The sequence below is a fragment of the Bradyrhizobium sp. 23AC genome, from assembly GCF_054863025.1.
In genome coordinates this window covers 208,348-228,868 of the sequence record NZ_JAVAYN010000012.1, presented here as the reverse complement: position 1 = coordinate 228,868, position 20,521 = coordinate 208,348, and the positions used below count along the sequence as shown (strand labels likewise).

Here is a 20,521-nt window from a genome sequence, read left to right as displayed (position 1 = left end):
TCCCCTCACGGCTCGACCTTGAGCGTCGCTTTCATGTTGGGATGATAGCGGCAGTAATAGTCGATCACTCCCGCCTTGTTCAGAACCGATGTCGCCGATTTCTTCGGCGGCAATGTCACGTCGAAGTCGCCGTTCTTCGCCGTGGCGGTGTGGGCGAAGACGTCCTTGTTGATCCAATTGATGGTGTCGCCGACCTTCGCCGACACATCGGCCGGAGATATCTCGAGATTCTCCATCGCGATCTCGATGGTCGCGGCGTGCGCCGGGGCGACCATCGCCGCAAGGACAAGTGCTATGGCGATCGAAGCCAGTCGCTCCGGCATCGTTGCCTCTCCCCCTATTTCAGCTCGGCCGCGACGTGTTCGGCGTGCTGCTGATGTCCCTGGAAGATCTTCAGGCCTGTTTGCAGCAGGCTTTTCAGCTCGGCATTGTTGGCGGACGGAATGAGCTGGGTCTCCAGCGCGCCGTTGACCGCCTTGTGGTAGGCGACCTCGTTGGCGACATAGGCCTTGTCGAAGGCGGCGCCGTCCAGCTTGTCGAGCTCGGCCAGCTTGTCGCTCGCCTGCTTCGACAGCGCCTTGCTGGTGTCGTTATCCTCCGGCGTGACGTTCAATTTCTTGACCAGCGCGAGCGCCTGCTTGTTGACCGCCTCGTGGTCGCGCAGCATGTCCTCGGCAAACGCTTTCACGTCCTTGCTCTTCGCCTTCTTCTGCGCCTGCTTGGCCGCGCTGATGTCGATCACGCCGGCGGTGTAGGCGATGTGGGCGATCTGCGGATCGGTGGGCTTGTCGGCTGCGCTGGCACCTTCCAGCAGCGCGGGGCTCGACAACAGAATTGCCGCGGCGACCGCCGCGCTCCATCGGGTGAACATGGCTCGATACTCCTGTGGTGCCGGACGTTCGCCGGCGCGTTGCTTCACAGGGATTGGATGCGAGTATCGCGCGAACGTTCCCGAAAAATTACGCGCCGAAGCCAAGGCGCCTGAGCACGGCCTCCGTCAGGCGCTCGCAGCGCTGTCCGGCGAACGGAAACGCGTCCATCACGACGGGGCCGATCTTCTTCTCGACGTTCTCGCGCAGCAGGGTGCGCGCACGGTGCAACCGCGTCTTGACGGTCTCGGGCTTGATGCCGAGCAGCTCGGCCGTCTCCTCCATGCTCATGGCCTCCATCACCCGCGCGATGAAGACCATGCGGTAGACGTCGGGCAATTCATCGACCGCGTGTTCGACGACGCGCTGGATCTCGCGTTGGGCCATGGATTTTTCCGGATCGGTTGCGGCGGACGAAAGGGGAAACTGGATGATCTGTGCTTCCAGCGTTGCCTCCGGGACCGATCCCAGCTCGACCTGCGGCTTCCGACTGCGCAAGCGTCCGAGCGCCTCGTTGATCGCAATGCGCGACAACCAGGTCGACAGCGCAGCTTCACCCAGAAAACCGTCGAGATGCGTGAAGGCGCGGACGTAGGTTTCCTGCACCACGTCCTCGCTCTCACTATCGCTCCGCAAGATGCCGCGGGCGAGCCTGTAGAGCCTGCGGTTGTTGGCCTGCATGATCTCGCGGAGCGCAGCCTCGTCCCGGCGCCGCGCGCGCTCGATCAGCTCGGATTCCGACGTCCTGAGGCTGGCGGACAGCCCGGCTGTGGTCCCTGGCATGGCGGGTACCTCGATCTCCATTGGTTCCGGACATTGGATGCAAACCAAGGAAAAAGGTTCCTGACTTTCTTACCCTCCCCTGGAGGGGGAGGGTAAGAGCCGCCCACCTAATCCGTCTCGATCGGGAGCGAAGGGTCCCGTGCCCATTCGCCCATCGAGCCGTCGTAGAGCGTCAGTCTGTCGTAGCCGAGCTGCGTCAGCAGCAAGAGGTTGATCGTCGCCGAGATGCCGCCGCCGCAATAACAGATCACGGTCTTGTCGCGCGTGACGCCCTGGGCGACGAACTTTGCTTCCGCATCCGCAAGACTCGTCAGCGTCTTGTCGGCATTGACGAGCGACGGGGCGGGAACGTTGATACTGCTCGGCACGCGGCCCGGCCGGCCGTAGCGGCTCGGCTCGAGGCCTTGGTGAAATTGCGGCAAGAGAGCGTTGACGATTACCGTCGAGGGATCACCGATCCGGGCCTTCACGACATTCTTGTCGACGAAGAAGCCCGCGCGCGGCGTGGCCTTGAAGGTCGTGGCCGGATAGCCTTTCGGTGCGCCCGTCTCGACCGGACGTCCCTCCTCCTTCCATTTGTCGAAGCCGCCGTCGAGCACAAGCGCATCGACGCCGAGCGAGCGCAGCATCCACCAGAACCGCGTCGACCACATCATCGTGCCGATGCTGTAGAGCACGATAGTCTTGCTCGCATCGAGGCCATGGCGGCCGAAGGCGGCCTCCAACTGGTCGACATCAGGCATCATAAAGAGAGGGCGCGCGGAGGTGTCGGCGAACTCGCCTTGCAGGTCGAGGAAATCGGCGCCGGGGATGTGGCCCGCGGCGAATGTCTTGTCGCCGGGCACTGCGCGGTAGGGTACGTCACTGCCCGGCGGCACCGGCTCGTTGTAGGTCGTGCAATCGTAGAGGCGGAGATTGGAATCGCCGAGGATGGCGGCGAGCTGTTCGGTCGATATGAGGGCAGCTGGCTGGGACATGATGTGCTCTCCCAATTTGAGCTTTCACTTCGTGGCACACTGTCATTGCCCGCGAAAGCGGGCAATCCAGTATTCCAGAGGCCGCTATCGTATCAGCCAACTCTCGCCGCGGCGTACTGGATGCCCCGGTCAGGCCGGGGCATGACAGCGGAGCGAGAAGCCCTTACGCCTTCAGCGTTTCCAGAAACCGCACCGGCTCGCCCTGCGCGGGCGTGACCAATTCGCCCTGCCACATCACGCGGCGGCCGCGGACGAAGGTGCCGACGGGCCAGCCGGTGACGCGCAACCCGTCATAGGGGGTCCAGCCTGCTTTCGACGCTACCCATTTGTTGGTGATGGTCTCGCTGCGCTTCAAGTCGACGATGGTGAAGTCGGCGTCGTAGCCGGCGGCGATGCGGCCCTTGCAGGCCATGTTGTAGAGGCGCGCGGGGCCCGCGCTGGTGAGATCGACCAAGCGCGCCAGCGACAGCCGACCCGCGTTGACGTGATCGAGCATCAGGGGCACCAGCGTCTGCACGCCGGTCATGCCGGAGGGTGACGCCGGATAGGTCTTCTGCTTCTCCTCCAGCGTATGCGGGGCGTGGTCGGAGCCGAGCACATCGATGATGCCCTGCTCGATGCCGCGCCAGATACCGGCGCGGTGATCGGCGCCGCGCACAGGCGGGTTCATCTGCGCCAGCGTGCCGAGCCGCTCGTAGCATTCGGGCGCAACCAGCGTGAGATGGTGCGGCGTCGCTTCGCAGGAGGCGACGTCCTTGTGGTCGCGCAGGAACTCGATCTCTTCCTTGGTCGAGATGTGCAGCACGTGGATGCGCTTTCCGGTCTCGTGCGCGAGCTTGACGAGGCGCTGCGTCGCCATCAGCGCCGCGGTCTCGTCGCGCCACACCGGATGCGAGCGCGGGTCGTCCTCGATGCGCAGCGACTTGCGGTCGTTGAGGCGGTATTCGTCCTCGGCATGGAAGGCCGCGCGGCGGCGGATCACCTGGAAGATGCGACGCAGGCTCTCATCGTCCTCCACCAGCAGCGCGCCGGTGGAGGAACCGATGAACACCTTGACGCCGGCACAGCCGGGCGCGCGCTCCAGCACCGGCAGGTCCTGCACGTTCTCACGGGTGCCACCGATGAAGAAGGCGAAATCGCAATGCATGCGGTGATGGGCGCGCTTTACCTTGTCGGTGAAGGTGGCTTCAGTCACGGTGAGCGGCGAGGTGTTCGGCATCTCGAACACGGCGGTGACGCCGCCCATCACGGCGCTGCGCGAACCGGTCTCGAGGTCTTCCTTCTGCTCCAGCCCGGGCTCGCGGAAATGCACCTGCGTGTCCATCACGCCGGGCAGGATGTGCAGGCCCTTGCAGTCGATGACCTCCGCGGCCGAGGCCTGCGACAACGGGCCCAGCTCGGCGATGCGGCCGCCTGTGATGCCGATATCGCGAACATTCTCGCCGTCCTGGTTGACGACGGTGCCGTTCTTGAGGATCACATCGAAACGCTGGGTCATGGCTGAAGGCCCTTCTCATCCCCAAGCGCAGGGCTCGAGGTCTTGTCGTTTATGCCTCGCGGGCTTACGTTCCGGAGCAACATGTCGCAAGAGATTTTCGCATGAAATCAGCGTTTCTTCCCGACCGGGGCGTGGTCAAGGTCGCGGGCGAGGATGCGCGCAACTTCCTCAACGGCCTGGTCACGACCGACCTCGACAGGCTGAAACCGGGGCTGGGGCGATTCGGCGCGCTGCTGACGCCGCAGGGCAAGATCATCGTGGATTTCCTGATCACGGAAGCCCCCGCGGGTCACGGCGGCGGGTTCCTGATCGACTGTCCGAAGGCGCTCGCCGAAAGTCTCGCGACCAAGCTGAAATTCTACAAGCTGCGCGCCAAGGTCACGGTGGAAAACCTCGATCTCGGTGTGCTCGCCGCCTGGGACGGCCAGCCTGCGGCGCAGCCCGATCTTGCCTTCGCCGATCCGCGCGATCAAGGGCTCGGCTATCGCATCCTGATCCCCGAAGATCTCAAGGAGAAGCTCTCCGACCTCATCGGGGCCGAACTGGTCGAGGCGACCGACTACGAGGCGCACCGCATCGCGCTCGGCGTGCCGCGCGGCGGGCTCGATTTCATGTACAGCGATGCGTTTCCGCACGAGACCAACATGGACCGCCTTGCCGGCGTCGATTTCGACAAGGGTTGCTATGTCGGCCAAGAGGTCGTCTCGCGCATGCAGCATCGCGGCACCGCGCGCACCCGCAGCGTGAAGATACTGCTCGATGGCCCCTCGCCCGAAGCCGGCGCGACCATTCTCGCCGGCGACAAGCCGGTCGGCACCATCGGCTCGACATCAGGCGGCAAGGGCATTGCCCTGGTGCGCATCGACCGTGTCGCAGACGCGCTCGATGCCGGCCAGCCCCTCACCGCTGGCGGTCTCGCCTTGAAGCTGGCAGAACCCGACGTTGTCCGTATTCCTGCGAAGCAGCCTACCGCATGAGCCGAGCCCCTCGTCTGCATCCCGACGGAAAGACCCGTTGCCCCTGGCCGGGCGATGATCCGTTCTACGTTGCCTATCACGACACCGAATGGGGCGTGCCGGAGTATGACGACCGCGCGCTGTACGAAAAGCTGATCCTCGACGGTTTCCAGGCCGGCCTGTCCTGGATCACGATCCTGCGCAAGCGCGACAATTTCCGCAAAGCCTTCGACGATTTCCAGCCGGAGAAGATCGCGCGCTACAATGCGAAGAAGGTGCACGCGCTGATGAACGATGCCGGCATCGTGCGCAACCGCGCCAAGATCGACGGCACGATCGCGAGCGCGAAGTCTTATCTCGACATCATGGAGAAAGGCCCGGGCTTCTCAAAACTGCTGTGGGACTTCATGAACGGACGGCCGCTCGTCAACCATTTCAAGACCACTGCGAGCGTGCCGGCCTCGACGCCGCTGTCGGTGCAAATCTCGAAGGAGCTGTCCTCGCGCGGCTTCAAGTTCGTCGGCCCGACCATCGTCTATGCCTTCATGCAGGCAACCGGCATGGTCAACGACCACCTCGTCGACTGCCACTGTCACGCCAGCTGCAGCAAGACGCAGCGCAAGCCGCGCCTCAAGGTCAAATGACGGCCAAGAAGACCGCACGCGACGTGGCGTCCCGCGCCTGGCAGCGCATGCTGTCGGGACGGCGGCTCGATCTGCTCGATCCCTCCCCACTCGATGTCGAGATCGCCGATATCGCGCATGGACTGGCGCGCGTCGCGCGCTGGAACGGGCAGACCGTTGGCACACACATCTTCTCGGTTGCACAGCACACGCTGCTGGTGGAAACCGTGTTGCGGCACGAGATGCCGCGCGTCGACCAGCGCATGCGGCTCGCAGCGCTGCTGCATGATGCGCCCGAGTATGTCATCGGCGACATGATCTCGCCGTTCAAGGCGGTGCTCGACGGCCATTACAAGGCGGTCGAGAAACGCCTGCTCGGTGCCATCCATATCCGCTTCGGCCTGCCGCCGGTGCTGCCCGAGGAGGTCACGCTGGCGATCAAGGCCGCCGATCGCGGGGCGGCTTACCTCGAAGCGACCGAGCTTGCCGGCTTCAGCGAAAGCGAGGCGCGGCGCCTGTTCGGCAAGGATCCCGGCCTCTCCGACAGCGTCCGGCGCGACTATCTGACGCCGTGGACGGCGGCCCGGGCCGAGAAGCAGTTTCTGGAGCGGTTTGGCGCGGTGTTTGCGTGAGCATCATCCCTTCGTAGGGTGGGCAAAGGCGCGTTTGCGCCGTGCCTACGTGCTTTCGCTTTTGCGACAAAGATGGTGGGCACGCTTCCGCCTTCGCTCTTCGAGCTACGGCGGACATGTCGCTTTGCCCACCCTACGGCACCGGTTATAATCGCGGCAAAAAGGTCCGCCATGATCCACGTCTGTTCCCTCGCCGCGCTTCCCGAAACCGTCCGCCTCACCAGGGCCAGCCACGTGCTGACCGTGATGGCCAATGTCGAGCAGGTGGCACGGCCGGTGTCCGTGCTGCCCGCCAACCATCTCAAGGTGTCGATGGACGACATCACCGAGGAGATGGACGGTTTCGTCGCGCCGTCCGAGACCCATATCGATCAGGTGCTGAATTTCGTGCGCGGCTGGGATCGCGGCGCGCCGCTGGTGGTGCATTGCTATGCCGGCATCAGCCGCTCCACCGCGAGCGCATTTGCGGCGGTCTGTGCACTCAATCCGAACCGCGACGAGCTGGAGATCGCCAAGAAGATCCGCGCGGCCTCGCCGATCGCCTCGCCGAACCGGCGCATCGTCGGCCTTGCCGATCGTGCGCTGGGACGCAACGGCCGCATGCTGCGCGCGCTCGACGAGATCGGCCCGGGCGCGATGATGGTCGAGGGCCGCCCCTTCGTGATCGAGCTCGAATGACAGCTGCGATCATCATCGCATGAGCGAGACGCTGCTGACGCCGATCGAGATCGGCCTGACCGCGGCGATCGTCGCGATCGAGGGGCATGAGCCGCTGATCCTCACCGCGCGCGGCAGTGACGGGCTTGCCGGCCTGCCGTTCGGCCCGTTCGACGCGCTCGCGCACCGCACCTTCGACATCGGCCTGCGCGCCTGGGTCGAGGAACAGGCGGGCTTGCGGCTCGGCTATGTCGAGCAGCTCTACACCTTCGGCGATCGCGGCCGCCATGCCGAGGCCGGCGATACCGGCGCGCATATGGTATCGATCGGCTATCTCGCATTGACGCGCGCGGTGGACGGCGAGCTTGCAGCCAATGCGGCGAGCTTCGCGCCCTGGTATCGCTTCTTCCCCTGGGAAGACCGGCGCGAGGAGCCGCCTGCGATCATCGCCCGCGACATCATTCCAGCGCTGACCGAATGGGCCGCCGAGGAGACGCCGGAGACGACGCGCGCGCTGCCGCGCAAGGATCGCGTGCGGTTCTATTTCGGCCTCGACGGGGCGGCCTGGGACGAGGAGCGGGTGCTCGACCGCTACGAGCTCTTGTACGAGGCCGGGCTGGTCGAGGAGGCGCGGCGCGACGGCCGCCCTGCGGCATTAGCGCGCAAGACGCTTCCCCCGCTCGGGACCTCCATGCAGTTCGACCACCGCCGGATTCTCGCCACGGCGATCGCGCGGCTGCGGGCAAAACTGAAGTATCGTCCTGTCGTCTTTGAACTTTTGCCGCCCGAATTCACACTTACCGAACTGCAGCATACGGTCGAGGCAATCTCCGGCCGGCACCTGCACAAGCAGAATTTCCGCCGCCTGGTCGAAATGGAAGCCCTGGTCGAACCGACCGGGGTGATGTCGACACAGACGGGCGGACGGCCGGCGGCGCTCTATCGCTTCCGGCGCGACGTGCTCCAGGAGCGGCCCGCGCCGGGCTTGCGCGTGCGCTCCCGGCGCTAACCCGACATATTACGTGACCGGCCCCTGCCCGCCGGTTGCCTGGAGGCTTTATGTTCGACGGCCCGTTTGACGTCTTTGCGTGGATCATTGCGATCGCGGCCTTCCTGATCGCGATCAAGGCCTCCAGCCAGGCGGCCGAGCTGCGCCGGCGACTGAATTCGCTCGAAGAGATGTTCTACGCACAGCGGCAAATGCAGCCGCCGCCGCTCATGCCCGTGCAGGAGCAGGCCCCCGCGCCCGCGACGACGGCCGCCGAGCCGCCGCCGCTTGCGCCCGAAGCCGAAGCGGCGCCGCCTCCACTCGTCACCGAAGAGCTTTCACCGCCGCCGCTCGAAGCGAGCCCCGCGGCTGCCGCACCACCTCCGGTGCCGGCGGCTGCGCCCGGCTTCGAGGAGCAGCTCGGCACCCGCTGGGTGGTGTGGATCGGCGGCCTTGCGCTCGCGCTCGGCGGCTTCTTCATGGTGCGCTATTCGATCGAGGCCGGCCTGCTCGGCCCCGGCGTGCGCGTGTTCCTGGGCGGCCTGTTCGCAGCTGCGTTGCTCGGGGCCGGCGAGTGGTCGCGGCGCAAGGAAAGCATTTCCAACATCGAGGCGCTGCCGATCGCCAACATCCCGGCGATCCTCACCGCCGCGGGTACGGCGGTGGCGTTCGCCACCATCTATGCCGCCTATGCGCTCTACGGCTTCCTCGTGCCCGCCACCGCCTTCGTGCTGCTCGGCATCGTGGCCATGTGCACGCTCGCCGCCGCGCTGCTGCACGGGCCGGCGCTGGCCGGCCTCGGCGCGGTCGGCGCCTTCGTGACGCCGCTCCTCGTCTCCAGCGGCAAGCCGGACTACTGGGCGCTCTACATCTACCTCGCCATCGTCACTGCCGCGAGCTTCGGCCTCGCGCGCATCCGGCTGTGGCGCTGGCTCGCGGTCACGACGATCGCCTTTGCCGTGCTCTGGATCTTCCCGGGTCTGGACACCGAGCAGGTCCAGGTCGCGCCGCACGCCTTCCACGTCATCGCAGGCTTCGTGCTCGCCGCGCTGCTCGTCGTCTGCGGCTTCATGTTCGGCCCCAGCATCGAGGACGGCGAGATCGAGCCGGTCTCCTCGAGCTCGCTCGGCGCCTACCTGTTCGGCGCAATGCTGATCGTGCTGTCGAGCGCACATGCGGATCTGGCGCTGATCGCGTTCACGCTTCTCGTCGGCGCGACGCTTCTCGTCGCCTGGCGTGCGCCGGCGGCCACCGGCGCGCTCGGCGCGGCCGCAGCGACCGTCTTCATCGTGTTCGCCGAATGGGCGGTGCGCGCCAATCCCGACATGCTGGTGCTGCCGGGCGGCGCGATGTCCGGTATCGGACCGACCGCGATCGACAGCTCGGTGACGCTGCATCTGATGATGGCCGCGATCTTCGCCGTCGGCTTCGGCGTTGCGGGCTTCCTCGCGCAGGGCCGCTCGAACTCGGCAATCATTCCCGTGGTGTGGTCGGCCGCAGCCGTCGCCACGCCGATCGCGATCCTCATCGCGCTCTACGCCCGCGTCGCCCATCTCGACCGCTCGATCCCGTTTGCGATCCTCGCGGTGCTGCTCGCCGCCGCCTTTGGTGCCGCGACCGAAGCGCTTACACGCCGCGAAGATCGACCGGGCGCGGCGACCTCGACCGCACTGTTCGCGACCGGCACGCTCGGCGCGCTGGCGCTGGCGCTGACCTTCGCACTGGAGAAGGGCTGGCTCACGATTGCCCTGGCGCTGATGTCGCTCGGCACCGCCTGGATCTCGATGCAGCGGCCGATCCCGTTCCTGCGCTGGCTCGCCGCCATCTTCGCCGGCATCGTCACCGCGCGCATCGGCTATGATCCGCGCATCGTCGGCGACGCCGTCGGCACCACGCCGATCTTCAACTGGCTGCTCTGGGGCTACGGCCTGCCGGCGGCTTCATTCTGGGCCGCGAGCATCTTCCTGCGCCGCCGCGCCGACGATGCGCCGCTGCGCATGGTCGAAACAGCGGCGATCCTGTTCACCGCCCTGCTCGCCTTCATGGAGATCCGACACTTTGCGACCAATGGCCGGATGACCTCGCCGCCGTCGCTGCTCGAGTTCGCGCTGCAAGTCTGCGTCACGCTCGCGATGGCGATCGGGTTGGAGCGCTTGCGGCTACGCAGCCGCAGCATCGTGCACAATGTCGGCGCGGTCGTGCTGACGGCGATCGGCGGGCTCATCAGCGTGTTCGGCCTCCTGATCCTGGAGAACCCGCTGATCTGGCGCGTCGACGTCGGCGGCGCCGTGTTCAACCTGCTGCTGCTCGGCTATGCGTTGCCGGCGGTGCTGATGCTGCTGCTGTCCTACGCAGTGGTCGGCGAGCGAGGCAAGGTCTACGCCAACACCATCGCGGGCGGTGCGCTCGTGTTCGCGCTCGCCTATGTCACGCTGGAGATCCGCCGCTTCTATCACGGCCCGATCCTCTCCACCGGCGCGACGACGGGCGCCGAGCAATACACCTATTCGATCGGCTGGCTCGCCTTCGGCGTGGTGTTGCTGGGCGTCGGCATTCTCGTCAACTCGGAGCGTGCACGGCTGGCCTCGGCTGCCGTCATCGCGCTGACGATCCTGAAGGCCTTCGTCATCGACATGTCGACGCTGACAGGCGTCTACCGCGCGCTGTCGTTCATGTGCCTCGGCGTCGTGCTGGTCGCCATCGGCTGGCTCTACCAGCGCATCCTGTTCCGGCGGCAGGTCGCACCGCCGCCGGCTCCGCAGGCGAGCGCGTAAAGATCAGGCCGCGCGGACCGATTCCAGGAACTGCGCGACCTCGACCTTCAGGCGGGTGCTGTCGGTCGCCAGCGATTTCGCCGCCGAGAGCACTTCGCCCGAGGCCGAGCCGGTGTCGATCGCGCCGCGCTGCACGTCGGTGATGTTGGACGAGACCTCCTGCGTGCCGAGCGAGGCCTGCTGGACGTTGCGCGAAATCTCCTGCGTCGCAGCGCCCTGCTCCTCGACGGCGGCGGCGATGGCCGATGACACCTCGGACAACCGCTCGATGGTGCCGCCGATCTCCTGGATGGCGCTGACGGATTCCTGCGTTGCGGCCTGGATGCCCGAGACCTGCGCGCCGATCTCGCCGGTGGCCTTCGCGGTCTGCTCGGCCAACGCCTTGACCTCGGAGGCGACGACGGCAAAGCCGCGACCGGCTTCGCCGGCGCGCGCCGCCTCGATGGTCGCATTCAGCGCCAGGAGGTTGGTCTGGCCAGCGATGGTGTTGATGAGCTCGACGACGTCGCCGATGCGGGAGGCCGCCTGCGACAGCGCGTTGACGCGATCGTTGGTCCGCGCCGCCTGCTCGACGGCTTCCGCGGCCATCCGCGCCGAATCCTGCACGCGGCGGCTGATCTCGGTGATGGAGGACGACAGCTCCTCCGAGGCGGACGCGACCGCCTGGACGTTGGTGGATGCTTCCTCGGACGCAGCGGCAACGACGGTTGCGAGTTCCTGGCCGCGCTGCGCCGTGCCGCTCAGCGTGGCCGCGGAGGCCTCGAGCTCGGTCGAGGCCGACGACACGGTCTCGACGACCTCACCGATCATGGCCTCGAAATTGCGCGTGATGGCATCGACGCGGCGGCCGCGCTCGATCTTGGCCTCGGCGTCGCGAGCGGCCGCCTCATCGGCGGCCTTCTTGGCGATCAGTGCCTCCTTGAAGATCTGGAGCGCATCCGCCATCGAGCCGATCTCGGTCCGCTCGCCGCGATGCGGCACTTCGGCCGAGAGGTCTCCTTGGCCGAGCGACTGCATCGGACGAATGATCGAGGCGATGCCGCGAGAGACGTCGCGCACGAGATAATAGGCGGCGCCGATCGCAATCACGACCGAGAGCACGATGATGCCGACCAGGACGCGGAAGATCGTGGCGTAACTGTCGGCCGCCTGCTTGGTCTCCAGCTCGGCGCCCTGGTTATTGAGCTCGATGCCCTTCTGAAGCAGGGGATCGGCGGCCTGGGCCATCTTGGCGACCTTGGTCTGCAACATCTCGTTGGCGTCGGTCGGGAAACGGCCGACGCTCTTGCGCGACAGCGCCATGGTCTCCTGCACGCCGTTCAGATATTCGCCCCACGCCTTGCTCCATTGCTCATAGAGCGCGCGCTCTTCGGCGGCCGTGATCAGCGGCTCGTAGACTTTGCGCGTCTTCTCGATGCGCTCACGCAACGAGCCGAGGCGCTTCTCGGCGGCTTCCTTGCCTTCGGCGGTGTCCTGCATCAGGTGCAAACGGAGCGCGACGCGCAGCTCGTTGATGTCGGCGCGCATCGAGCCGAGCGCACGCACGCTCGGCAGCCAGCTCTCCGCGATCTCGACGGTATGAGCATTGATGTTCTGCATGGTGCCGATCGCCGTCACGCCGACGCCGGCGAGTGACAGCACGAGGACCGATAACACGGCCAGAAGCTTGAAGACGATCGACAACTTCGACATCACACAAATCCCGATGATACCTAGCAACGCACAAATGACCTGCGCCGCTATCGTCGCGACGGACGAGAGGGGCGGAAGTCAGTTCAACAATGCTGGCTGGTTCTTATTCCGTGAGACTAAGCCCATGATTGCAAACAGGCGTTAACAGGAACCTACGTAAAACTACGGCATGGCCCGCGCGGTCGTTATTATCGTTGCAACCTCCTGCAGCTGCACGGGCCTCTGTGCTGCAGCCCAGGCGTACCGCGCTCGATGCATTGCAGTATTCGACCGACGCGGTTTGCGCCGTTATGCCGCCCGCACCGACTCCAGGAAGCGCGCGACCTCGCTCTTGAGCCGGTTGCTCTCCTGCGACAGCGACTGCGCGGCCGAATGCACCTGCGCCGAGGCAGCCCCGGTCTCGCCGGAGCCGCGCTGAACGTCGGCGATGTTCGACGAGACCGCGGAAGTACCTTGCGCGGCGTGCTGGATGTTGCGGGAGATCTCCTGCGTGGCGGCGCCCTGTTCCTCCACCGCAGCAGCGATGGTCGACGAGATCTCCGACATCCGCGCGATGGTGTCGCCGATCTCCTTGATCGCACCGACTGATTCGTCTGTCGCGGACTGGATCGCACCGATGTGCTGACCGATCTCGCCGGTGGCCTTCGCAGTCTGCTCGGCAAGCGCCTTCACTTCGGTCGCGACCACCGCAAAGCCCCGGCCGGCTTCGCCCGCCCGCGCCGCCTCGATCGTCGCGTTGAGTGCCAGGAGGTTGGTCTGCGCGGCGATGGTGTTGATCAGCTCGACGACGTCGCCGATGCGGGAAGCGGCCTTGGTCAGCTCGGCGACGCGGGCATTGGTGCGCTGGGCCTGCCCGACGGCGACGTCGGCGACACGCGCCGATTCCTGCACCTGGCGGCTGATCTCGGTGATCGATGACGTCATCTCCTCGCTCGCGGCCGACACCGACTGCACATTGGCGGACGCCTCCTCCGAGGCCGCCGCCACGGCGGTGGCAAGCCCGTTGCCGCGCTCGGCGGCGTGGGTCAGCGTATTCGACGACGCTTCGAGCTCGGTTGCCGCCGACGACACCGTCTCGATGATCTCGCCGACGGCGCCTTCGAACGTATCGGCGAGCCGTTGCATGTCGAGCTTGCGCTGCTCGCGCCCACGCGCGTCCGCTTCGGCCTGCTCGGCGCGCAGCCGCTCGGCTTCTGCCATGTTGGTCTTGAAAACCGCGACCGCGCCGGCCATCTCGCCGATCTCGTCCTTGCGGCCGACGCCGGGGATCACGACGGTCGTGTCACCGCTTGCCAGACCGGTCATCGACCGCACCATGGCGATCAGCGCGGTCGAGATCGAGCGGCCGGTGAAGAAGGACACGCTCCCCACCAGCAGGATGGAGCATCCGAGTGCGACCCACATCCACAGCTTGATCGAGGCCCGCATCGACTCTTCGGCGGCCTTCGCCGCGTCGTATCGCTGACTGACGGTCTTTTCGATCTCGTCGAGGACGGGCTCGATGGTGCGGAATTCCTTGGACATTGCCGAGCCGCGCGCGGCCAGATCCTGCGCGCCGGCTGCCCACGCCACGAAGTCATCCCGGTATTTGGAGAGCTTCTTGCCGATATCGGCCTTGAGCGCCGGCAGGATCGCCGAAGCCTCGACTTGCCCGGAGAATTCCGTCGCCGTCTTCTTCAGGGCGTCGAGATATTTCGGGTCGCGGCGCAACATGAAGTCTTTCTCGTGACGACGCATCGTCAGCATGCCGCTGGTGAGCCTGGGATCGTCGACCTCCTTGAGCTTGGTCTCGATGTCGTGCACCGCCGTGCGCAACGAGCCTGACAACCCCAGGGTCTCGTTCAATCCAAGCTTGACCTCGGCCTGCTCAACTGCCGCGAATTCGTTCACATATTTCTCGAACCCGGTGCGGACCACTGACGCCTTTTCCCCGACCGCCGCGTATCCTGCCGCACGCGCCGCGCTGCCGAGGCGATCAAGATTGCGGGTAATGTCGGAAGCAAGTTCGGCATGACGCTTCGCAAAAGACTGATCGCGGCGGAGCTGGAAATCCTTCTCGGCCCGGCGCGCTTCGAGCAATTGCTGCGAGATCCGCTGGTTCAGATCGGACAGCCGGCGCGCCTCTTCGGCGGCGTCGCGGGACGTGTCCTGGGAGAGGCTGCCAATCTGGTAGATCGTGCCGAAGGCGACGAGCCCGATGAGGCCGAACAGCCCGATCGCCATGACCTTGTGGGTCAGGCGAATGGAAATGCCACTCATGAATGTGCTCCAACGATTGAGACGCAATACGCGAAGGACGACTCAGCATCCGGGAAATTGCGGCAATCATGACTGCGCCGCTTTTCCGGAAGGTTAACCGCGCGCGACGGTCGCGGCGACGAGATACGCGCGCGAGCAGCCGCCACGCATTCACGCGTGATGGTTGCAAGCAGGACCTGCCGAAAGACGCCACCGTCAGGCGGCGCGCACGGTGCCGAGAAACTTGCCGACCTCGAGCTTGAGGCGGTTGCTGTCGCCGGACAGCGATTGCGCCGCCGCCAGCACCTGCGAGGACGCCGAGCCGGTCTCGCTCGCGCCGTGCTGCACGTCGGTGATGTTGGACGACACCTGATGAGTGCCCTCCGCCGCCTGCTGCACGTTGCGGGAAATCTCCTGCGTCGCCGCGCCCTGCTCTTCGACGGCAGCCGCGATGGTCGAGGAAATCTCCGACAGCTTCTCGATGGTGTCGCTGATGTCCCTGATGGCGCCGACTGAATGCTCGGTCGCGGTCTGGATGCTGGCGATCTGCTGGCCGATCTCGCCGGTCGCCTTCGCAGTCTGCTCGGCGAGCGCCTTGACCTCGGAGGCGACAACGGCAAAGCCGCGGCCCGCCTCGCCGGCGCGCGCGGCCTCGATGGTCGCATTGAGCGCCAGGAGATTGGTCTGGCCGGCGATGGTGTTGATCAGCTCGACCACGTCGCCGATCCGCGCCGCCGCCTTCGACAATTCGCCGACGCGGTCGGTCGTGGTGCGGGCCTGGCTGACCGCTTCGCTTGCGACGCGCGCGGATTCCTGCACCTGGCGGCTGATCTCGGTGATCGACGACGACAGCTCCTCGGTCGCCGACGCCACCGACTGCACGTTGGTGGACGCCTCTTCGGAGGCGGCAGCAACCATGGTGGTGAGCTCCTGTCCGCGCGCCGCAGTCGACGTGAGCGTCGACGCAGACGCTTCCAATTCAGTCGCGGCCGATGACACGGTATCGACGATCTCGCCGATCGCCGCCTCGAAGCCATCGGCCAGCTTGGACATCTCGGCCTTGCGTTGCGCGGCTGCAGCCTGATCCTGCCTGATCTTGGCCTCGGCCTCCTCGCGCGCCTTCTGTTCGGACACGATCTTGAACTTCTCGACAGCCGCCGCGACGCCACCGACCTCGTCCTTGCGGCCGAGACCGGGCAGCACCACGGAAAAGTCGCCGCCGGCGAGCTTGTCCATGGCCACCGTGAGCGCGCGGATCGGCCGTGCGATGGTCAGGAACGACAGCAGCCAGGAGCCGAGGAGGACGAGCGCCGTGAAAGCGCCGATGACCATTGCGATATGCTCGCTGGACGCCATCTCCCGCGCGGAGGCCGCAACCTCCTCTTCGCTTCTGTGCCTGGCGACGTCGGCAATCTGATTGGAAGCCTGGTCCATCTCGCCTGCGATCGGCAACGTGACCTCGCGGGCAAGACGTGTCCCCTCATCGACGAGCTTGGCGAGGCGAGCAGCGGCATCCTCGCCCGTGAGAGCCAGAGCGGCACCGCGCACGGATGCGAGCTGCTGAGCTCCCTTGAGATAGTTCGCCGTGAGCACCTTGAGCTTCTCTATCCTCGCGCGGTTTTCCGGCACGCGCGAGAGCGTGAGCATTGCGTCGGCAACCTTCACCAAATGACCGGCGCGTTCGGCCAGCGCGTCGCGCGCCTTCTGCAGTTCATCTGAATTGTTGGCGAGGCGGATGTCGCGTGCGGCGAGCTGCATGGTGCGCGCCGCGAGCTTGGATTCGACTGCCTCGCGCGCCAGCTCCTGCTGCTCGGACGCCGTCTGGCTGGACCGGCGCACGTTGCCGTTTCCGATCACCTGACCCGCGATCATCGCGAGGACCAGGAGGATGCCGAGCGCCGATGAGATCGCCAGCTTGGTCCCAATCCGCAAATTCTGAACGAGGCTCAACATGGGCATGCTTCCCCCCAAGGGAATGCGCGGCCGAGTCATTGCCAGCCGCCCTCGGCGTTGATCGCCCTTGTCCGAAAAGTATGCGTTCGCCATTCCAATTTGGTTAACGCGACCTCCGGGCAAATACTGGATCGGTAGGAAAACCCCTTGAATTTCAGCACGGTATGCGCGCTTAACAGGTTAATCACACGCAGTGATAGGAGCCCCGCTCTGCTGCGTTACGCTCTCGCCGACGAGGCTGATGCGAAAGACCGGCTTCTTGTCCTCGTCGAGCAGCTCCATGCACCACTCGGCGTTCGGCTTCAGGCCGCGCGCGATGCCGCCGAGCAGATTGGCGCAGACCTCGGTCATCTCGGTCCAGGCGGCTGTGCGATCCTCGAACTCGTACGGCTGGTCGGCGGCGCCGGAATAGCGACCGGTGCTGATGCGGAAAAAGTACAGCGACATCGTTGAACCCTTTTATCGGGCCGCGCCCCCCGGCCGTCCGCAAACTGGGGCGCGAACAGCTACCAACGCATGAAAGCCGCCGTCCGTATGACTACGGCGCGGCGGCTTGGCGTTCGATGGGCGTCTTCAACGACAAAGTGCGCGGACCGTCCCGCGCAGCCCTCTCACTGGGTGGAACGGCGCAGCTCCAGCGGGCCCTCGTTCCTGGCGGGCTCCGACTTGATCTCCGACTTCACCGGCTCGAGCCGGCTGCTCTCAACACGCGGCGTCTCGACGCGCGCGGCGACTTCGGTGTTGGTCGCGCCGACGGAACCGGTGTGCTCTGTCCTGTGCAGCGAGCGCGGACGCGCCGCAGCGCGCGCCATCAGCATCTGGTTGCCACCCTGGTGATGGAAGTCGCAATAGGCGAAGCCCATCCCCGACACCGAGCCGCGGAAGCTGCGATCGTCGGTCTTTTCCAGGTTGAAACACGGCTCGAACGGAATGCCCTTGATCGAGGCGCAGACGTTCTGGCCACGGATTTGGAGCGTATTGCCGGGCAGGCGGAGATGTTTGACCGGGCCCGCGCCGGAGAACTGCACCGCGCCGGCCGCGCCGAGATCGTCCAGGATGCGGCCCGCGCCGCGGGTGCCGTCGAAACAGGTGAAGGCAAACACCTTGCCCGCCACGAAGCGACGCGCCTCGTCGGCGTTCATGCCTCCGGCAAGGGCCGGCGCAAACGTTGCTGCCGCCGTGACAGCCCCCAACACAATACGCGCAAGCATGCTCAACTCCGAACCAACCCCCGCAGCGGGCGATGCCTTATCTCTTTACCCGCTGCTTACCATACTAACCATGGCGACATTGAAGCAGCTTGGTTGGTAAAGTCTGAACGCCGTTAGACAATTTTTACCACGGTGCGGCCGCGGACCTGGCCCGCCAGGATTTTCGCGCCCCACTCCGGCACCTCATCAAGAGGGATTTCGTGAGTAATTTCAGTTAGTTTGGTCCGATCCAGATCTGACGCCAGGCGCTGCCACGCGGCTTTCCGCGGCTCGATCGGGCACATCACGGAATCGATGCCGAGAAGGCACACCCCGCGCAAAATGAAAGGTGCGACAGACGACGGCAGGTCCAGGCCGGCGGCCAAGCCGCTGGCCGCGATCGCCCCGCCGTATTTCGTCATCGACAGCAGATTCGCCAGTGTGGTCGAGCCGACGCTGTCGACGCCACCCGCCCAGCGCTCCTTTGCGATCGGCTTGGCCGGCGCCGACAATTCGTTGCGGTCGATGATTTCGGCTGCTCCGAGATGCTTCAGATAGTCAGCCTCCGAGGCGCGGCCGGTCGAAGCGATAACGTGGTAGCCGAGCTTCGAGAGCACGGCGATGGCGACCGAGCCGACGCCGCCGGCGGCGCCCGTCACCACCACAGGGCCGCTCTTCGGCGAGAGACCGTGCTTCTCCAGTGCCAGCACCGAGAGCATCGCAGTGAAGCCGGCGGTGCCGATCGCCATGGCATCGCGTGCCGACAGGCCTTGCGGCAAGGCCACCAGCCAGTCGCCCTTCACCCGCGCCATTTCGGCATAGGCGCCGAGATGGGTCTCGCCCATGCCCCAGCCGGTGCAGACGACCTTGTCGCCGGCCTTCCATTGCGGATGCGAGGATTGCTCGACCGTGCCGGCGAAGTCGATGCCGGCGATCATCGGGAAGCGGCGCACCACCGGCGCCTTGCCGGTGAGCGCGAGGCCGTCCTTGTAGTTCAGCGTCGACCATTCCACGCGGACGGTAACGTCGCCGTCCATCAGCTCGGCTTCATCGAACTGCGTCAGCGCGGCGGTGGTGCCCTTGTCCGCCTTGTCGATCCGGATCGCCTTAAATGTGGCCACGACTGAACTCCCTGACTTTGTTTGTCGGGGATGTTTAGCCGATCACACAGGCTGCGCAACCGCCCGAACGACAGGTTTCTCCACGATCGGAAGATTGATCAGCGCGGAAAGCACGCCGAACAGGATCGAGAGCCACCAGATCGGCGTATAGGAACCGAAGCGCTCGAAGACGATGCCCCCTAACCAGACGCCGAGGAAGCCGCCGACCTGATGGCTGACGAAGGCAAAGCCATACAGCGTCGCAAGCCAGCGCGTGCCGAACATCAGCGCCACCAACGCCGAGGTCGGGGGCACCGTGGACAGCCAGGTCAGGCCGGAGACCGCACCGAAAGCGATCGCCGAGAACGGCGTGATGGGGAACGAGATGAAGGCGAGGGTCGCGAGCGCACGCGTGAAGTAGATGGCCGAGAGGATGTAGCGCTTGGGCAGCGAGTTCTGGAGATAGCCGACGCTGAGCGAGCCGATGATGTTGAACAGGCCGATCGCCGCGATCACCCAGCCTCCGGTTTGCGTCGAGATGCCGCGATCGACCAGGAAGGCCGGCAGATGCACGGTGATGAAGGCGAGCTGGAATCCGCAAGTGAAGAAGCCGAGCACCAGCAGCACATAGGAGCGGTGACCGAAGGCTTCGGCGAGCGCCCTGGTGATGGTCTGCTCATCCGCCGGCGTCGCATTGGCCGTCGCTGCGGCGGGCGGCGTCGAGAGCGCCAGTGACAGCGGGATGATCAGCAGCATCAGGAAGCCGAACACGGAGAGTGCCTGCTGCCAGCCGAAATTGTCGATCAACGCGACGCCGATCGGTGCGAACAGGAACTGGCCGAACGAACCCGCCGCCGTGCCGGCGCCGAGCGCGAGGCCGCGCTTCTCGGCCGGCAGCAGCTTGGTGAATGCCGACAGCACCAGATTGAACGAGCAGCCGGCGAGTCCGAAGCCGACCATAACGCCGGCGCCGATGTTGAGCGACAGCGGCGTCGAGGAATAGCGCATCAGCAAGAGGCCGCCAGCATAGAGCAGCGCGCCGACGCACATCACCCGGAACAGGCCGAAGCGATCGGCGACCGCGCCGGCGATGGGCTGGCCCAGTCCCCACAGCAAATTCTGAAAGGCGATGGCGAGGCCAAACACGTCGCGGCCCCAGGAGAATTCATGGCTCATCGGCTGCACGAAGAAACCGAGCGCCGAGCGCGGGCCAAAGCCGAGCATGCCGATCGCGCAGCCGCAAAGAATGATGACGGCGGGGGTACGCCAGCTGGAGGAACGTGAGGCCGGAGCGAGTTCGCCCACTGATGTCGACATGGTGTTCCTCGTCTGTCATTGGCGGACTCGCAAAGAGGCGGCCGCGAACGCGTCATTTAATGCATTTGCATGAAAATCCCAAATCAAAAACGGTTGCATTCCACGAGGGGCTGCCGCGGGAGCATTGCGTTTCAATCTGGCCTCGCCCGACGCGTCGGACGACGATCTGACGAGATTGTGTGCGGCAGGACCTAGCCGTCCTCGACAGAGCGTGCTATTTCTGATTTACTCATATTGAGCATATATGAGGATCGATGAAACCCGCTCCGGCCCC

At 65.6% G+C, this 20,521-nt stretch carries 18 protein-coding genes; 6 read left to right on the top strand and 12 right to left on the bottom strand.

Annotated features, from left to right (window positions below; genetic code table 11):
• Nucleotides 1-5: 5 nt before the first annotated feature.
• The 5 genes from RAD10_RS26090 to RAD10_RS26070 all read right to left on the bottom strand — a co-directional run bounded on the left by RAD10_RS26090 (nucleotide 6) and on the right by RAD10_RS26070 (nucleotide 4,127).
• Nucleotides 6-323, bottom strand: a complete 318-nt coding sequence (locus RAD10_RS26090; RefSeq protein ID WP_461619740.1) for a cupredoxin domain-containing protein — start codon at nucleotides 321-323, stop codon at nucleotides 6-8.
• Nucleotides 324-337: 14 nt separating this feature from the next.
• Nucleotides 338-871 (bottom strand): DUF4142 domain-containing protein, encoded by a 534-nt coding sequence (locus RAD10_RS26085; RefSeq protein ID WP_461619739.1) that lies wholly within the window; start codon nucleotides 869-871, stop codon nucleotides 338-340.
• An 88-nt stretch (nucleotides 872-959) separates the two neighbouring features.
• Nucleotides 960-1,652 (bottom strand): RNA polymerase sigma factor, encoded by a 693-nt coding sequence (locus RAD10_RS26080; RefSeq protein WP_461619738.1) that lies wholly within the window; start codon nucleotides 1,650-1,652, stop codon nucleotides 960-962.
• A gap of 107 nt (nucleotides 1,653-1,759) precedes the next feature.
• On the bottom strand, nucleotides 1,760-2,629 hold the full coding sequence (locus RAD10_RS26075; RefSeq protein ID WP_461619737.1) for a sulfurtransferase: 870 nt from the start codon (nucleotides 2,627-2,629) through the stop codon (nucleotides 1,760-1,762).
• Nucleotides 2,630-2,792: 163 nt separating this feature from the next.
• Nucleotides 2,793-4,127 (bottom strand): dihydroorotase, encoded by a 1,335-nt coding sequence (locus RAD10_RS26070; RefSeq protein WP_461619736.1) that lies wholly within the window; start codon nucleotides 4,125-4,127, stop codon nucleotides 2,793-2,795.
• Nucleotides 4,128-4,228: 101 nt separating this feature from the next.
• Here RAD10_RS26070 and ygfZ point away from each other — a divergent pair, with 101 nt between their 5' ends.
• The 6 genes from ygfZ to RAD10_RS26040 all read left to right on the top strand — a co-directional run bounded on the left by ygfZ (nucleotide 4,229) and on the right by RAD10_RS26040 (nucleotide 10,757).
• Nucleotides 4,229-5,104, top strand: a complete 876-nt coding sequence (gene ygfZ, locus RAD10_RS26065; RefSeq protein ID WP_461619735.1) for a CAF17-like 4Fe-4S cluster assembly/insertion protein YgfZ — start codon at nucleotides 4,229-4,231, stop codon at nucleotides 5,102-5,104.
• Nucleotides 5,101-5,727 carry a DNA-3-methyladenine glycosylase I gene (locus tag RAD10_RS26060; protein WP_461619734.1) on the top strand — a complete coding sequence of 209 codons (627 nt, stop codon included), beginning with the start codon at nucleotides 5,101-5,103 and terminating at the stop codon, nucleotides 5,725-5,727. Before ygfZ ends, RAD10_RS26060 begins: the two co-directional genes overlap by 4 nt.
• Nucleotides 5,724-6,338: a YfbR-like 5'-deoxynucleotidase gene (locus tag RAD10_RS26055; RefSeq protein WP_461619733.1), complete on the top strand. Its 615-nt coding sequence runs from the start codon at nucleotides 5,724-5,726 to the stop codon at nucleotides 6,336-6,338. Before RAD10_RS26060 ends, RAD10_RS26055 begins: the two co-directional genes overlap by 4 nt.
• A 171-nt stretch (nucleotides 6,339-6,509) precedes the next feature.
• Nucleotides 6,510-7,016 (top strand): tyrosine phosphatase family protein, encoded by a 507-nt coding sequence (locus RAD10_RS26050; protein ID WP_461619732.1) that lies wholly within the window; start codon nucleotides 6,510-6,512, stop codon nucleotides 7,014-7,016.
• Between the two features lie 19 nt (nucleotides 7,017-7,035).
• Nucleotides 7,036-8,004, top strand: coding sequence for an NUDIX hydrolase (locus tag RAD10_RS26045; RefSeq protein WP_461619731.1), 969 nt, complete (start codon nucleotides 7,036-7,038; stop codon nucleotides 8,002-8,004).
• A 50-nt stretch (nucleotides 8,005-8,054) separates the two neighbouring features.
• Nucleotides 8,055-10,757: a DUF2339 domain-containing protein gene (locus RAD10_RS26040; RefSeq protein ID WP_461619730.1), complete on the top strand. Its 2,703-nt coding sequence runs from the start codon at nucleotides 8,055-8,057 to the stop codon at nucleotides 10,755-10,757.
• A 3-nt stretch (nucleotides 10,758-10,760) separates the two neighbouring features.
• On the opposite strand, the gene RAD10_RS26035 is transcribed toward RAD10_RS26040, so the two are convergent.
• The 7 genes from RAD10_RS26035 to RAD10_RS26005 form a co-directional block, all read right to left on the bottom strand.
• Nucleotides 10,761-12,449 (bottom strand): methyl-accepting chemotaxis protein, encoded by a 1,689-nt coding sequence (locus RAD10_RS26035; RefSeq protein WP_461619729.1) that lies wholly within the window; start codon nucleotides 12,447-12,449, stop codon nucleotides 10,761-10,763.
• A gap of 288 nt (nucleotides 12,450-12,737) precedes the next feature.
• Complete coding sequence (locus tag RAD10_RS26030) at nucleotides 12,738-14,708, bottom strand: methyl-accepting chemotaxis protein (protein WP_461619728.1); 1,971 nt, start codon at nucleotides 14,706-14,708, stop codon at nucleotides 12,738-12,740.
• A gap of 195 nt (nucleotides 14,709-14,903) precedes the next feature.
• The gene (locus tag RAD10_RS26025; RefSeq protein ID WP_461619727.1) at nucleotides 14,904-16,640 is read right to left on the bottom strand and encodes a methyl-accepting chemotaxis protein; all 1,737 of its coding nucleotides are present in this window, start codon (nucleotides 16,638-16,640) and stop codon (nucleotides 14,904-14,906) included.
• A gap of 180 nt (nucleotides 16,641-16,820) precedes the next feature.
• Nucleotides 16,821-17,087, bottom strand: coding sequence for a DUF6894 family protein (locus tag RAD10_RS26020; protein ID WP_028141644.1), 267 nt, complete (start codon nucleotides 17,085-17,087; stop codon nucleotides 16,821-16,823).
• A gap of 164 nt (nucleotides 17,088-17,251) precedes the next feature.
• Nucleotides 17,252-17,851 (bottom strand): hypothetical protein, encoded by a 600-nt coding sequence (locus RAD10_RS26015; RefSeq protein WP_091967312.1) that lies wholly within the window; start codon nucleotides 17,849-17,851, stop codon nucleotides 17,252-17,254.
• A gap of 113 nt (nucleotides 17,852-17,964) precedes the next feature.
• Nucleotides 17,965-18,951 carry an acrylyl-CoA reductase (NADPH) gene (gene acuI / locus RAD10_RS26010; protein ID WP_461619726.1) on the bottom strand — a complete coding sequence of 329 codons (987 nt, stop codon included), beginning with the start codon at nucleotides 18,949-18,951 and terminating at the stop codon, nucleotides 17,965-17,967.
• Between the two features lie 42 nt (nucleotides 18,952-18,993).
• Entirely contained in the window at nucleotides 18,994-20,247 is a 1,254-nt protein-coding gene (locus RAD10_RS26005; RefSeq protein ID WP_104462858.1) for an MFS transporter, read from the bottom strand.
• Between the last annotated feature and the right edge of the window lie 274 nt (nucleotides 20,248-20,521).

Coding starts and splice junctions, on each gene's coding strand:
- RAD10_RS26090 (WP_461619740.1), bottom strand. CDS start 323: ATGCCGGAGCGACTGGCTTCGATCGCCATAGCACTTGTCCTTGCGGCG.
- RAD10_RS26085 (WP_461619739.1), bottom strand. CDS start 871: ATGTTCACCCGATGGAGCGCGGCGGTCGCCGCGGCAATTCTGTTGTCG.
- RAD10_RS26080 (WP_461619738.1), bottom strand. CDS start 1,652: ATGCCAGGGACCACAGCCGGGCTGTCCGCCAGCCTCAGGACGTCGGAA.
- RAD10_RS26075 (WP_461619737.1), bottom strand. CDS start 2,629: ATGTCCCAGCCAGCTGCCCTCATATCGACCGAACAGCTCGCCGCCATC.
- RAD10_RS26070 (WP_461619736.1), bottom strand. CDS start 4,127: ATGACCCAGCGTTTCGATGTGATCCTCAAGAACGGCACCGTCGTCAAC.
- ygfZ (WP_461619735.1), top strand. CDS start 4,229: ATGAAATCAGCGTTTCTTCCCGACCGGGGCGTGGTCAAGGTCGCGGGC.
- RAD10_RS26060 (WP_461619734.1), top strand. CDS start 5,101: ATGAGCCGAGCCCCTCGTCTGCATCCCGACGGAAAGACCCGTTGCCCC.
- RAD10_RS26055 (WP_461619733.1), top strand. CDS start 5,724: ATGACGGCCAAGAAGACCGCACGCGACGTGGCGTCCCGCGCCTGGCAG.
- RAD10_RS26050 (WP_461619732.1), top strand. CDS start 6,510: ATGATCCACGTCTGTTCCCTCGCCGCGCTTCCCGAAACCGTCCGCCTC.
- RAD10_RS26045 (WP_461619731.1), top strand. CDS start 7,036: ATGAGCGAGACGCTGCTGACGCCGATCGAGATCGGCCTGACCGCGGCG.
- RAD10_RS26040 (WP_461619730.1), top strand. CDS start 8,055: ATGTTCGACGGCCCGTTTGACGTCTTTGCGTGGATCATTGCGATCGCG.
- RAD10_RS26035 (WP_461619729.1), bottom strand. CDS start 12,449: ATGTCGAAGTTGTCGATCGTCTTCAAGCTTCTGGCCGTGTTATCGGTC.
- RAD10_RS26030 (WP_461619728.1), bottom strand. CDS start 14,708: ATGAGTGGCATTTCCATTCGCCTGACCCACAAGGTCATGGCGATCGGG.
- RAD10_RS26025 (WP_461619727.1), bottom strand. CDS start 16,640: ATGTTGAGCCTCGTTCAGAATTTGCGGATTGGGACCAAGCTGGCGATC.
- RAD10_RS26020 (WP_028141644.1), bottom strand. CDS start 17,087: ATGTCGCTGTACTTTTTCCGCATCAGCACCGGTCGCTATTCCGGCGCC.
- RAD10_RS26015 (WP_091967312.1), bottom strand. CDS start 17,851: ATGCTTGCGCGTATTGTGTTGGGGGCTGTCACGGCGGCAGCAACGTTT.
- RAD10_RS26005 (WP_104462858.1), bottom strand. CDS start 20,247: ATGTCGACATCAGTGGGCGAACTCGCTCCGGCCTCACGTTCCTCCAGC.